11 protein-coding genes and 1 tRNA gene are annotated in these 13,244 nt (G+C 76.0%); 5 read left to right on the top strand and 7 right to left on the bottom strand.

Going from position 1 to position 13,244, the window contains the following annotated elements; genetic code table 11:
• Positions 1-11: 11 nt before the first annotated feature.
• From ACFYU0_RS15915 to ACFYU0_RS15905, 3 genes are read right to left on the bottom strand one after another with little or no spacing between them, the layout of a single operon-like run.
• On the bottom strand, positions 12-512 hold the full coding sequence (locus ACFYU0_RS15915; protein ID WP_351668408.1) for a hypothetical protein: 501 nt from the start codon (positions 510-512) through the stop codon (positions 12-14).
• Positions 509-1,147 (bottom strand): sigma-70 family RNA polymerase sigma factor, encoded by a 639-nt coding sequence (locus ACFYU0_RS15910; protein WP_351668407.1) that lies wholly within the window; start codon positions 1,145-1,147, stop codon positions 509-511. Before ACFYU0_RS15910 ends, ACFYU0_RS15915 begins: the two co-directional genes overlap by 4 nt.
• Complete coding sequence (locus tag ACFYU0_RS15905) at positions 1,144-2,568, bottom strand: S8/S53 family peptidase (protein WP_389301359.1); 1,425 nt, start codon at positions 2,566-2,568, stop codon at positions 1,144-1,146. Before ACFYU0_RS15905 ends, ACFYU0_RS15910 begins: the two co-directional genes overlap by 4 nt.
• Before the next feature lie 145 nt (positions 2,569-2,713).
• Here ACFYU0_RS15905 and ACFYU0_RS15900 point away from each other — a divergent pair, with 145 nt between their 5' ends.
• Positions 2,714-5,326, top strand: a complete 2,613-nt coding sequence (locus ACFYU0_RS15900; RefSeq protein WP_389301358.1) for a CHAT domain-containing protein — start codon at positions 2,714-2,716, stop codon at positions 5,324-5,326.
• A gap of 310 nt (positions 5,327-5,636) precedes the next feature.
• On the opposite strand, the gene ACFYU0_RS15895 is transcribed toward ACFYU0_RS15900, so the two are convergent.
• From ACFYU0_RS15895 to ACFYU0_RS15885, 3 genes are all read right to left on the bottom strand, one after another.
• Entirely contained in the window at positions 5,637-7,421 is a 1,785-nt protein-coding gene (locus tag ACFYU0_RS15895; protein WP_389301357.1) for a LuxR C-terminal-related transcriptional regulator, read from the bottom strand.
• Between the two features lie 226 nt (positions 7,422-7,647).
• Entirely contained in the window at positions 7,648-8,445 is a 798-nt protein-coding gene (locus tag ACFYU0_RS15890; RefSeq protein WP_389301354.1) for a glutathione S-transferase C-terminal domain-containing protein, read from the bottom strand.
• A 184-nt stretch (positions 8,446-8,629) separates the two neighbouring features.
• Positions 8,630-8,773, bottom strand: coding sequence for a hypothetical protein (locus tag ACFYU0_RS15885; protein WP_389301352.1), 144 nt, complete (start codon positions 8,771-8,773; stop codon positions 8,630-8,632).
• Positions 8,774-8,955: 182 nt separating this feature from the next.
• Between ACFYU0_RS15885 and ACFYU0_RS15880 the strand changes: the two genes are divergently transcribed.
• Complete coding sequence (locus tag ACFYU0_RS15880; RefSeq protein ID WP_389301350.1) at positions 8,956-9,816, top strand: hypothetical protein; 861 nt, start codon at positions 8,956-8,958, stop codon at positions 9,814-9,816.
• Between the two features lie 440 nt (positions 9,817-10,256).
• On the opposite strand, the gene ACFYU0_RS15875 is transcribed toward ACFYU0_RS15880, so the two are convergent.
• Positions 10,257-10,330 (bottom strand) — tRNA-Pro (locus ACFYU0_RS15875).
• Positions 10,331-10,529: 199 nt separating this feature from the next.
• Here ACFYU0_RS15875 and ACFYU0_RS15870 point away from each other — a divergent pair.
• The 3 genes from ACFYU0_RS15870 (at position 10,530) to ACFYU0_RS15860 (ending at position 13,227) form a co-directional block, all read left to right on the top strand.
• Complete coding sequence (locus ACFYU0_RS15870; protein ID WP_351668400.1) at positions 10,530-10,874, top strand: cupin domain-containing protein; 345 nt, start codon at positions 10,530-10,532, stop codon at positions 10,872-10,874.
• A gap of 104 nt (positions 10,875-10,978) precedes the next feature.
• A complete protein-coding gene (locus ACFYU0_RS15865) occupies positions 10,979-12,151 on the top strand; it encodes a Gfo/Idh/MocA family protein (RefSeq protein WP_389301346.1) in 1,173 nt (390 codons plus the stop codon).
• Positions 12,152-12,222: 71 nt separating this feature from the next.
• Complete coding sequence (locus tag ACFYU0_RS15860) at positions 12,223-13,227, top strand: Gfo/Idh/MocA family oxidoreductase (RefSeq protein ID WP_389301343.1); 1,005 nt, start codon at positions 12,223-12,225, stop codon at positions 13,225-13,227.
• Positions 13,228-13,244 lie beyond the last annotated feature (17 nt).

Raw genomic sequence — 13,244 nt, 5'->3', positions numbered from 1 at the left:
TCAGACAGGCCCTAGGCCCGCAGCCACTCCGTGACGACGACCTGGCCGCCGGTGCGCAGCCGCAGGGCGAACGGGCCGGCCGGCGGGGTGTCGCTGGTGAAGCGGCCGAGGGTGTCGACCGCGACGGGGCGGGCCGCCAGGGGGCCGCCCAGGACCTCGACGCGGGCCGGGCCCGGGGGCAGCACCTGGCCGATCAGTCCCTCGCCGGTGACCTCGACGTCCACGGTCAGGCCGCCCGCTCGGAAGGTCAGCATCCGCGGCGCGTCCGGCATTCCCCTGACGGGCAGCGCGTCCACCAGCGAGTCGAAGGTCAGCTCGGCGATGTCGCCGTCCAGGTCGTGCAGCGCGTAGGCGCCCAGGGCGATCTGGCGCAGCTCGGCCGGGACCGGGTCCAGCGCGGCGGCCGCCCGGCGCAGTTCCTCCTCCAGCAGGTCCCCGTCGATCCCGGTGTCGTCGAACCCGGCGTCGTCGAAGCCCTCCTCGGGGAAGGCGTCGTCGTGGGCGCCGCTCATGCCGCCTCCCGTGCGTCCATCCGGGCCCGCAGCCGGCGCAGACAGCGCTGGCGCAGCGGGCCGATGCTGCCGACCGCGATGCCGAGCGCGGCCGAGACCTCCAGATAGCTCGGCGGCGGCGAGGCCATCAGCACCCGCAGCAACTGCCGGCACCGCTCGCCGAGCGCCTCGAACTCCTGCCAGAGCCGGCGGATCCGCTCCGCCTGCGCGGCCTCCTCCTCGGAGTCGATCAGCGACTGCTCCGGGGTCCGTTCCTCGCTGGCCCGGTCCAGCACCTGCGGATCGTCCGTCAGGGTCAGCCGGGCCAGCCCCTTGAGCACCTTCAGGCACTCGTTGCGGGCGGTGCTGGCGAGCCAGGAGCCCGCCTTGTCCGGTTCCCGGAGGCGGTGGAGGTGCTGGGCGAAGCGGAACCACACGGTCTGGTAGACCTCGTGCGCGTCGGCGTCGGAGAGCCGGTGCGCGCGCACCACCGACCACACCAGCGGACTCAGTCCCTCCACCAGCGCCTTCCAGGCCCCCGCGTCGCCGTCGACCGCGGACCGGACCAGCGCGCCGACCTCTGTTCGGTCCACGGCTCCACCCCTCGTGTACGGCACGTCATCGTACGCCGTGGAGGTGAGCGTTCCGGCCCTCATACCGGCCGGACCGGGATCGCGACGGGGGTCGGCCGCCAGGTGGACGGCCGGAGCACCGGTACGTGCGCCCCGCGCACCTCGGCGGACTCGGTGACGGTCGCGAGCAGTCGGGCGCGGGCCGCGCGGGGGTCGCGCTCCTTGTGCGCCGTCATGTGGGCGGCGACGAGCCCGGCGACGACCGGGGTGGCGAAGGAGGTGCCGCTCCACTGCGCGAGGCCTTCGAACATCACCTGCTCGGGTTTGCCGGCGCCGCTCTCGCCCGCCTCGCTCAGCACGCCGGTGTGCCGCGGGTACTGGCAGGTGCAGACGTACCCGCAGTCGTACCGGCAGGCGTCGTAGGTGGAGTGCTGGTAGACGTACGGCACGGGTGCGCGGAAGCCGGTGAGGGCGCTGGTGAGGCGCTCGCCGGGGGCGTAGACCCGCACCCAGGGGCCGTGGTTGCTGAAGCAGGCGCCCGACTCGCCGTCACCGCGCAGCGCGCCGACCGACAGCACGCAGTCCTCGTACTCCGGCAGCGCGGCGTAGGCGGCCGGCCAGAACGGGTTGTCGCTGGCGTTGTTGCCCGCGGCGGCGACCAGCAGGGTGCCCTGCTCGCGCAGTTCGCGCATGAAGGCGTCGAGGCCGAGCAGGCCGTCGGCGCGGCCGTTGGACGTGCCGGCCGAGAGGCTGATGATGTCGGGCCAGCCGCCCTGGTCGACGGCCTCGAAGAGTCTGGCGCCGAACTCCGACTCCAGGACGGCGCCCGCGTCGGCGAGCGTGCCGCGCACGGTGACGTCGGTGTTGGGGGCGACGGCCGCGACGATCCCGGCGATGAACGTGCCGTGCCCGACGTACTGCCGCAGCACACCGTCCGGACCGGTCTCGCTGACCTGCGGGTCGCCGGTGGTGTGGGCGAGCAGCGGATAGGAGCCGTGGTCGTGCACGAGGCCGGTGTCGACGACGAGGACGCCGACGGCGGTGTCCGGGTCGTACGGGGCGTCCACCGGGCCGGGGTTGGGCCGCGCGCCGCGCGGCGCGGGGACGGGTTCGTCCCCGGGGCAGGCGTTGACCGCGATGTGCACGACGTGGTTGCGGCTGACCAGGCGGCGGCCCTGACGGCCCTCGGCCTCGCGCAGGGCGCCCAGGGCGTGCGGGACGACGTCCTCGCCGAGGGTGGGGTCGCCGACCCGGATCCGGGTGACGCCGGTGCGGTTGGCCGCCGGGCCGGTCCGGCGCACATGGTCCGGGACCAGGCCGCGCGTCTCGGTGAAGTGGCCGCGCACGGTGTCCTCGACCAGCCGGGCCTCCTCGCCGTCGCGGGCGAGGACGACGCCCTTCTCGTAGAGGAACTCCGCGGCGTCGTCCGGCCCCATGGCCAGCGCGGTGCCGGGCATCGCGCGCTGGATGTGGTCGAACTGCTCGTGGAATCGCCGAGGTGCCATGGTGAGTCCTCCCCCTGAGACGGTGTCCGACAGTCAGAGTCGCCCGCCGGCCGGTTGATACAGCTTGACGCAGCCGGCCGGCGCGCGAGTACGGCCCCGAGTGGCGACGGCGAACCCGTGGGGCGGGTTTGCGCAGGCCACTACCATGCGAGGGGTGACAGCGGGAAGCGACTCGGTCCTCGAACTGCTGCCCATGGTGTTCGCCGATCCGGGCGAGGCACGGGCGCGGGCGGAGCACGTGCTGCGGACCGGCCCGCCGCCGCTGAACGCCAGCGTCGCGCACCAGGTGCTCGGCATCTGGCAGCGGGACTTCGGCGACCTCCGGGTCGCCATCGGCCATCTGCGCCGGGCCCGGGACCTGGCCGCGCGCGCCGAGTCGGCGGAGCGGGAGGCGGACGTGCTCGCGACCCTGGGGGTCGCATTGGTGCACGCGGGGCGCACCCGGCAAGGGCTCGCGGCGTTCGAGCGGGGAGTCGCGCGGGGCGGCGGACACACCAGGGCGCGGGTGCGGTACCGGCGGGCCTACGTGTGGTGGGTGCTGGGGCACCACCGGGAGGCGCTGGAGGACGTACGGCGGGCGCTTCCGGCCCTGCGGCAGGCCCGCGACGGGATCTGGACCGCGCGGGCGCTGACCCTGCGGGCCACGGTGCATCTGGCGCTGGGGGCGGTGGACCGGGCGGTCGCCGACTTCACGGCGGCGGAGCGGCTGTGGGACACCACCGGCCAGGAGCACGACAAGGCGGACGCGGTGGAGAGCCGGGGCCTCGCCGCGTTCCGCTCCGGGGACATCCCGGCCGCGCTGCGGCTGCTGGACGAGGCCGAGGAGCGGTACGCCAAGCTCGGCACGCCCACCTTCATGCTGTCCGTGCGGCGCTGCGAGGTGCTGATGGCCGCCGGGCTCGCCCCCGAGTCGCTGGCCGAGGCGGACACCGCGATCGCGCTGCTGGACCGGATCGGCGGTCAGTCCACCCGCAAGGCGGAACTGCTGCTGGCCGCCGCGCGCGCGGCCCGCTCGGCCGGGAAGGCGGACGTCGCGACCGACCGTGCGGCCCACGCGGTACGGCTGTTCGCCAGGCAGCGGCGGACCTGGTGGGAGACGCACGCCCGGCTGGTGCTCACCGAGGCGCGGGCGGCGGCGGGGCCCGGGTCGGGCCGGCTGGTGGCGGACGCGGCGCGGGTCGCCGAGCGGCTGGCCGCCTTCGGGTCGCCGGCGGCGCCGGAGGCCTCGCTGCTCGCCGGGCGGATCGCGCTGGCGCTGGGCCGGACGGCCGACGCGGAGCGGCATCTGGCGGCCGCCGCGCGCAGCCGGTACTCCGGTCCGCCGCCGGCCAGGGTGACGGGCTGGGTGGCGCAGGCGCTGCGCGCCCGGGCGGCCGGTTCCGGACGGGGTGTGCTGCAGGCGTGCCGGCGGGGCCTGGCCGTGCTCGACGACCACCGGATGACGCTCGGCGCCTCCGAGCTGCGCGCCCGTGCCACCGCGCAGGGGGCGGAACTGGCCGCGCTGGCCCAGGAGGTGAGCCTGGCGCACGGCGGCCCGCGGCGGCTGCTGGAGTGGAGCGAGCGCTGGCGGGCGACCGTGCTGGCCGCGCCGCCCGCCCGGCCGCCCGCCGATCCGGCGCTGCTCGGCGGCATCACCGCCTACCGGGAGATAGCGGCCCGCGCGGAGGAGGCGCGGATGGAGGGCCGCCCGGTGCCCACGCTGGAGCGCGAACAGCGGCGGCTGGAACGGGAGATCCGCTCCCGCACCCACCACATGCGCGGCGACGCGCCCGGCGCCGGCGGCCGCTTCGACACGGCCCGGCTGCTGGACCGGCTCGGGGACGCGCGGCTGGTCGAACTCGCCGTGGTGGACGGCCGGGTGCACATCCTGCTCTGCGGGCGGGGCCGGGTCCGGCGGTTCGCGGGCGGGGTGCTCGCGGAGGCGGTCGCCGAGGCCGAGCACGTGCAGGCGGGGCTGCGCCGGCTCGCCCATCCGGGCGGTGAGGCGCGGCTGCCGCTGGTGGAGGCGGCGGGCCGGCGCCTGGAGGAACTGCTGCTGGGCGGTGCCGCGGCGCACCTGGGCTCCGGCCCGGTGGTGATCGTGCCGCCGGGCGCGCTGCACCGGGTGCCGTGGGCGCTGCTGCCCGCGCTGCGGGAGCGGGTGCTCAGCGTGTCGCCGTCGGCGGGCAGTTGGCTGCGGGCCCGGGAGACAGCGCCGCCGCGCGGCGGCCGGCATGTGCTGGTCCGCGGCCCGGGCCTGGCCACCGGCGGCGCTGAGGTGCCCGAGCTGGCCGGCCGGTACGGCGCGGCGACGGTGCTCGAGGGGTCGTCGGCCGAGGTGCCCCGGGTGCTGGAGCATCTGGACGGCGCGGCCCTCGCGCATATCGCCGCGCACGGTACGTTCCGTGCGGACAGTCCGCTGTTCTCCGCGCTGCGGATGGCCGACGGCCCGCTGATCGTCCACGACTTCGAGCGCCTGGCCCGCAGCCCCTACCGGATCATCCTCTCCAGCTGCGACACCGCCCGGCTCGCCTCGGTCGGCGCGGACGAACTGCTCGGGCTGGTCACCGCGTTGCTGCCGCTGGGCACGGCCGGGGTGGTGGCGAGCAGCGCGCCGGTCAACGACGCTGCGGTGGTGCCGCTGATGCTCGCCCTGCACAAGGGCCTCGACGCGGGACTGTCCCTGGCCGAGTCCCTCCGCGACGCCCGCGCCGCCCTGCCGGGCGACGCGGTCCACCAGGCGACGGGGTGGGCGTTCGCGGCCTTCGGGGCGGCATGACCCGGGGCGCTGGGAGTTCGAAAAGGGTGCCGTGAACGATTCACCGACCGGAGCGGGGCGCTAGGTCGTGTCCGCAAAGTCGCGTCGTTCGCCCGCAGGGCGGGCGTCGCGGCGTCCGGTGCGTGCTCTGGGGGTCCCCCCGGCCGAAGGCTGGGGGAGTGCCGGCCGGATGCCCTCGTACTGGGTGTACTCGGGCTTTCGGCCGGTGCGGCGAGAGTGCGTGCCGGGCGTCGCGACGCAGACGCGACTTTGCGGACACGGCCTAGGGCCGCGATGCGGCGCGGTGCGCACGCCCCGCGAGCCCACGCGGTCAGGCGGGCTCGGCCGTCGGCAGGTCGGCGAGTCCCGGCAGCGCGCCGCGGTCGCTGGCGCCGAGGCGGGCGTAGGCGCCGTACAGGTGGTTGCCGACGGTCCGGACGGAGAGGGTCAGCCGCTCGGCGATCTGCCGGTTGCTGAGGCCGGAGGCCGCGAGCGCGACGATCTGCCGCTGCCGGGCGGTGAGGTCGCCGAGGACGAGTGCGCCGAGCGCCGGGGTGCGGGCGCCCTGGCAGCGGCGGGCCAGTGCGAGTGCCCGGGTGCGGGAGAGCCGGGCGGCGCGCGGGTCGCGGTGGGCCGGTACGGCCTGGGCGTGCGCCTCGGCCGCGAACAGCAGGAAGCCGCGTTCCGCCAGCGCCCCGGCGGCCCGGTCCAGGGCGGGGCCGTCGCCGCGGGCGAGCGCGTCGGCGTGCCGGGCGAACACGCCGTCGCCCGGCAGCCGCCCGGCCACCCGCTCCGGCGCCCCCAGCCGCACGGCGTCGTAGAGCGCCAGCACCTCGTCCCCGGCGATGCGGTCCAGGGCGCTCCCGAGGTCGCCCCGTGCCGCCGCGGCCCACACCCCCGTCCCCCTGCCGTCGCCGAACTGGCACACCGCTAAGTCGAGTTCGGCACGGCACCCGGCGTCCTCCGGTTCCGCGCGCAGGCCCTCGCGGGCCCAGGCGGCCGCCTCGCGCAGCTCTCCGCGCAGCCGGGCGTACCGGGCGCGTACGGCGGCGTACCCGCCCGGTACCGGCAGCCCCTCGGCCAGCAGCCAGTCCCCGACCGGCGTCGGCACGGCCCGTACGTCGTGTCGCGCCAGCCGGCGCTCCAGAGCACCGCGTTCCGCCGTGAGAGCCGGACCGCACCGGTCCGGGGTGCGGGCCAGCCGGCGGGCCCGCAGCGGGCCCGCGGTGGCGCGCAGGACCGGACCGTGCAGAGGATGCGCGAGGGAGACCGAGCCGTGCGCGTCGACGTCTATCAGCCCTTCCTGCTCCAGGCGTTCGAGCACGTCCAGGTCGAGGCCGTCCAGGGCGAGCGGCAGGGGCTCGGCGAAGGCGAGCCGGTGCAGTGTCTCGCGCTCGTCGGCGTCGGGCCGGTCGAGGACGGCCGCCAGGCGCTCGCGGACGCTCGCGGTGACCGGGACCGGCCCCCGCCACGCCCGTCCGCCGCCGCCCGGTACGGCGCTGAGGACGCCGGAGTCGTGCAGCGCCCCCAACAGGTCGCGCAGCAGCCTCAGATCGCCCTGGCACAGCCGGTGCAGCCGGCCCGTGGTGAGCGGCTCGAGCCCGGCCGTCGCGAGGATCCGGTCGGTGTCCTCGCGGGGCAGCGGCGGCAACGGCAGGCGCGGCAGCAGCTCTCCCGTCCACAGCCGGGAGACGGCGGCGGGCGCGGGCGCGCCGTCGGTGGCGGTCACCGCCAGCCGGGTGCCGCCGTGCACGGCGAGCTGGTGCACGAGCGCGGCGGAGGCCTCGTCCAGCAGATGGGCGTCGTCCACCACGAGGAGACGCACCCCGGACAGGAGCCGCACCGCGCGGTGCAGTGAGACGGTGTCGGGCAGCAGGTGCGCGAAGGCCGCGAAGCGCAGGTCCCGGGTATCGGGGGTTCCGGTCACCCGGGCGCAGTCGAGACCCCGTACCGCCTCCCTGACCAGCCGGGTCTTGCCGCGCCCGGCCGGCCCGGTCACCACGATGCCCGGCCGGCCGGCCGCCAGCGCCCGGCGGACCAGGTCCAGTTCGTCCTCCCGTCCGGTGAACGGCCAGGGCAGTTCCAGCGTCTTCGCGTCCTGTTCGTGAGTCGTCACACCAACAGGAGCGGGCCTACTCAGTTCTGATACAGGGCGACTTGAGTACCCCCCGGCTCAGGCGCCCGGCCACCGGGTACGGCACGCTGGCGGTCCAGGCCACAGTCGGGCACGGGGGGAGCGGTCGGGGGACGTCGCCTTCGGGGGAGGGAGACGTCCTCCGGCCTCGCCGTCACATCGCCGGCGGGGCCCGCCCCATGGCGCGACCGGCCCGGAAGTCCCGCTCCTACCGCAGCCGTACGGCCGGGGAAGCGGTCCGGTCGAGGTGCGCGGCGAAGGCCGGGTGGGCGGTCAGCCGCCGGGCGTGACCCCACAGCACCGGGTGGCCGGCGACGCGGCGCACGGCGGAGGCGTCGAGGCGGCGGCTGTGCACGGTGGCCAACTGGACCAGCGACGCCCACAGTTCGACGTCCGCGGCGGTCAGCCGTCCGGCGACGAGGAACTCCTCCCCCGCCAGGTACCGCTCCAGCCGGCCCAGTGTGTCCAGCAGACGACGCAGCGCGGCGGCCCGTTCGGCCGGATCGGCGTCGGCCTGCCCGGCGCGGCGCGCCGCCCGCCGGATGCCCTCGGCGCAGAGCCGCTCCACGGCCTCGATCTCGCTCTCGGCCCCGCACGGGTACAGCGAGGCACGGCCGTTCGGCCGAAGACGGTCCAGGTCGCGGAGGATCTCCGGGGCGTGTGTGCTGACGATGCGCCCGGACCAGTCGTCGCTGAGCACCGGCGCGAGGGCGGGCCCGGTGTAGTGGTGCGCGCTCGCCTCGTACAGCGGGCGCAGTGCCGAGTGGCCGCCGTCGGGCTGGTCGGGCGCCGCGGGCAGCAGGGTCACCGGACAGCTGCCGTCGAGCCCGAGCAGGCGGTGGCCGACGGCGAGGCGCAGCCCGTCGGGGGACGCGGTCGACAAATGGAGCCGGTAGCGGTGGGGCACGGCGTAGTGGCCGCTGCGCGCGTCCCGGCCGATCCGGCCCCGGAAGGCGGCGGCGGGACGGCGGAGCGACGGGACGGTGGTGAGCGGAGCGATGGACATGCGTCTCCCCTGGTGCGGGCGCGCGTGGGCGGGCGCGGCGGATACGGCACGGGTGCGGCGAGGGGGCGGGCGGACCGGCTCGCGTTCAGCGGCCGGCGCGCCGGCGTCGGCGAACGGCGGCCGGTGTACGACCGTCGGTGCGCAGCGACCGGCGGGGGGGCGGCGGGAGGCCGGCCGGCGGCCGTCAGCTCAGCGCCGCCGGCTCCCGGCGGTGCGGGCCGATGGCGCTGCAGACGCGCAGCAGGTCGATGTGCAGGCGGGAGGTCAGCAGAAGCGCGCGAGGCGGCGTGCGGCCCGCTTGGCCGGCCACCGTCTCGAGGCGCGCCATGATTCCCTACCTGTCCGCTGGGATTCCTTTCCCTGGAGTGTCGGCCGGGTGCGCCACGGCGTCAAGGGACCGTCCACACGGCGGACCGGCACGGGGTCACTCGAACGCCGCACTGCGCTCGTCGGCCGGCCGGGCCGGTGCTGATGTGGAGGGACGTACCGCGCTCTGAGGAGGCCGCCGCGATGCACCGTCCGTCCCGCCCCGCACGTGTTCTCGCCTCGGCGCTGGCGACGGGGACCCTGCTGGTCACCTCCGCCTGCGCGGGCGACACCGGGACCCCGGAGGCCGCGCCCGCCACCCCGGCGGCGAAGCGGTCCCCGTCGTCCCCGTCCGTGTCCTCCCTGTCCCCGTCCTCCCCCTCGCCGACCACCCCGTCCGCGTCGGCGTCGCGGGCGCTGACCACGAACGGGGCGAAGGCCGCGCTGATCACCGAGGCCGACCTCGAGGACGGGTGGACGCAGGTGAACAACGCGTCGAGCTGGCGCGACAAGCTGCTGGCCGGCAAGGTCGACGTCGCCTCGTTCCTGAACGGCAGGACCAGCTCCCAGGACTGCCAGAAGCTGCTGGACAGCCTGTACTCGGACACCCTGCTGGGCCGGCCGGTGGGGGCGTCGGCGCTCACCGGCTTCACCCAGGGCGACGCCCGGCTGCTGTACCAGGTGGGCGACTACGGCAAGGGATCGCTGGAGAAGTCCCTGGACTGGATGAAGAGCCTCCCCGACACCTGCGACCAGTTCACCGTGACCGGCACGGACGGCGGCAAGCGGACCGTGCAGGTCGTGAGCAGTCCGCTGCCCGCCGCGGGGGACGGCAGGCAGGGCCTCACCCTGACGGTGCAGGGCACCTCGAACGCGGAGCCCGTCACGCTCAAGCTGGACGTGGCCGCCGTGCGGGTCGGGTCCTCGGGGATCCTCGTCACCAACGGCGGCCCGTCCGGCGTCGATCACGGCAGCACGGAGACGGCGGTCCAGCAGGGCGCCCAGCGGCTGCAGCAGGTGCTCGCCGGCAAGACCCCCTCCCCGACCCCGAGCACGCTGGACTGACGTCCCGTGCGCCGCCCGGCGCGGTTGCCGCGCCCCGGCCACGGTGATCCACTCGAATCAGCGGGTCCGGCCGTACGGAGCAACCCGCCCGACATCCGACGAGGCACCGCGCATGACGCGGCCCGTCGGTTCGCGGGAGAAGCCGGGCCGCTCGCCGACGGTCGTCCGCCGTGCGGCCGGGACGTGGGGCGGCGTGCTGGGAAGGAACGCGGTAATGCCCTCTGCAGCCACGATCAACCGACCCACCCCGATACCTCCCGCAGCCCGCGCCACCTGCCCGTCGACGCCAACCCGGGCGCCGCGTACGACCGGACCGTCCGGGACGGACACGCGCGGAAGTACCGGCGTTAGGGTCAGTCTGGGCGGCGGGTCTTCGCGGACATGCGGAAGGGGCCGTGTCGGATCACTCCGACACGGCCCCTGACCTGCGTGCTCACAAGTCGGGACGACAGGATTTGAACCTGCGACCCCTTGACCCCCAGTCAAGTGCGCTACCAAGCTGCGCCACGTCCCGTTGTCCCACGCGGCCCTGCCGCGTGATCACGCAGGTCAACCCTACCGCACCGGGGCGGGTGCCCTCACCGCCCGGGTCCGGCCCGGGGGCCGCCGGGGTGGTGCCGGCCGGGGCGCGCGACGAAGTGTCCTCCCGCCGGGCCGGATGCCGCACACACTGTCCACGGCCGGGCGGCGGCGCCGCTGGTTAGGGTCGCCGCATGACGCACAGCCTCGCTCTCCACGTCCCCGACGCCGAACTCGAACCCGAGCCGCTCGACCCGGAGCAGATCGTCTCCGGGAACCCGGAGGTGACGGGCAAGGTGGTGTGGGAGTCGGCGGACGGCCGGCGGATCCGCGGGGTCTGGCAGATCACGCCCGGCGTGGTCACCGACACCGAGGCGGACGAGCTGTTCGTGGTGGTCAGCGGGTCCGCGACGATCGAGGTCGAGGACGGTCCCACGCTCCGGGTGGGGCCCGGCGACATGGCCGTACTGCGCGCGGGCGACCGTACGACGTGGACCGTGCACGAGACGCTGCGCAAGGCCTACGCCATCGATCTGTGAGCGGGGGCCGGGCGGCCGCGCCCGCATTGACACGCCCGCCATGTCCGCACAAAGGTGGCCGAGGCAGGGGTTGAACCGGTCCGGGCATGAGCAGAGGTGCTGGCATGGTGGATGCGCTCGGTGTCGCCGTCGTCGGTTTCGGCTGGATGGGCCGGGTGCACACCCGGGCGTACGCCCGTGTCGGGCACCACTATCCGCGGCTGCCGCTGCGCCCCGAGCTGCTGACGGTCGCCGAGGAGGCGCCGGGCCTGGCCGAGGAGGCCGCCGGGCGCTACGGGTTCGCCCGCGCCACCCGTGACTGGCGCGAGGTGGCCGCCGACCCGCGGGTGCGGGCGGTGAGCGTCACCGTGCCGAACTTCCTGCACCGGGAGATCGGGGTGGCGATGGCCGAGGCCGGCAAGCACCTGTGGATCGAGAAGCCGGTGGGCCTGACCGGCGCGGACGCCCGTGCCGTCGCCGACGCGGTCGCCGGGGCCGGCGTCCAGGGCGCGGTCGGCTTCAACTACCGCAACGCGCCCGCCGTGGAGGCCGCCCGCGACCTGATCGCCGACGGCGGGATCGGCGCGGTCACCCATGCCCGCATCCGTCTGTTCAGCGACTACGCCGCCCACCCGGACGGCGCCCTCACCTGGCGCTACGAGCGTGCGCGCGGCGGCAGCGGAGTGCTCGGCGACCTGGCCTCGCACGGCGCGGACCTGGCCCGCTTCCTGGTCGGCGACATCACCTCCCTCAGCGCCGACACGGCCGTCTTCGTGCCCGAACGGGCCCGTCCGACGGGCGCCACCGCCGGCCACGAGCGGGCCCACGGCGGCGAGCCGGGGCCGGTCGAGAACGAGGACTACGTCGGCTGTCTGCTGCGGTTCGCCTCCGGCGCCCGCGGGGTGCTGGAGGCCTGCCGGGTCTCGGTCGGCGAGCAGAACGGCTACGGCTTCGAGGTGCACGGCACGCGGGGCGCGGTCTTCTGGGACTTCCGCAGGATGAACGAGCTGGCGGTGAGCCGCGGCACGACGTACCAGGACCAGCCGGTGAGCACGGTGTACGTCGGGCCGGACGCCGGTGAGTTCGCCGCGTTCCAGCCGGGCGCGGCCAACGCGATGGGCTACGACGATCTGAAGGTCATCGAGGCGTACCGCTTCCTGCGCTCCGTCGCCGAGGGCCGGCCGTACGGCGCCACCCTCGCGGACGCGGTGCGCGCGGCCGCGGTGCTGGACGCCATGGCGCTGTCGGCCGGGAGCCGGACGTGGGTCGACCTGCCGCCCGGGCCGGTGGTCGGCTGAGCCCGGACCGCACCGGGGCGGCCTCGACCGGCGCGCCCCTCGCCCCACCGCACCCAAGGAGCTGCCCTCACATGCGCATCGGAATCCTCGGCCTCGGCCGCATCGGCGCCTTCCACGCCGAGACCCTCGCGGGGCTGGACGCCGTCGAATCGCTCGTCGTCGCCGACCCGTTCGCCGACGCGGCGAGAGCCGCCGCCGAGCGGTTCGGCGCCCGGATCGCGGACTCACCGCAGTCGCTGCTCGCGGCGGGCGTGGACGGTCTGGTCGTCGCGGCGGCGACGGACGCCCATCCGGCGCTGATCCGGGCCGGGGTCGAGGCCGGCGTCCCGGTGTTCTGCGAGAAGCCGGTCGCCCGCACCATGGCGGAGGGTCTGGAGGTGCTCGACGCCGTCCGGGGCGGCGGGGTGCCGGTGCAGATCGGCTTCAACCGCCGGTTCGACGCGGGTTTCTCGGCCGCCCGGGCCGCGGTGCGCGGGGGCGAGCTGGGCAAGCTGCACTCGGTCCGCTGCACGACGCTGGACCCCGCGCCGCCGCCCGCCGCGTACATCGCCGCCTCCGGCGGCATCTTCCGCGACTGCGCCGTCCACGACTTCGACGTCGTCCGCTGGGTGACCGGCCGCGAGGTCACCGAGGTGTACGCGGCCGGCGGCAACCGGGGCGCCGGGCACATCAGGGAGGCGGGCGACGCGGACACCACCAGCGCGGTCCTCACCCTGGACGACGGCACTCTCGCGATGGTCTCCAACTCCCGCCACAACGGACGTGGTTACGACGTCCGCATGGAGCTGCTCGGCTTCGAGGACTCCCTCGCGGTCGGCCTGGAGGACAAGCTGCCGCTGCGGTCGGCCGAGCCCGGGGCGGTCTTCCCGTCCGGGGTCCCGCACGACTTCTTCATGGACCGCTTCGCCGCCGCCTACCGCGCCGAACTCGCCGCCTTCACCGAGGTGGTGGCGGGCGCCCGCCCCTCCCCCTGCACGGTCGAGGACGCGCTGGAGGCGGGCTGGATCGCCGAGGCGTGCACCCTGTCCCTCCGCGAGCACCGGCCCGTGACGGTCGAGGAGGTGCGGGCGGGCTGACCGCGCCGTGTCCGCTC

Source organism: Streptomyces sp. NPDC003720 (genome assembly GCF_042875075.1).
In the GTDB taxonomy this organism is placed as follows: domain Bacteria; phylum Actinomycetota; class Actinomycetes; order Streptomycetales; family Streptomycetaceae; genus Streptomyces.
Note: the sequence above shows the minus strand (reverse complement) of the source record. Positions and strands in the feature narration are given on the sequence as shown.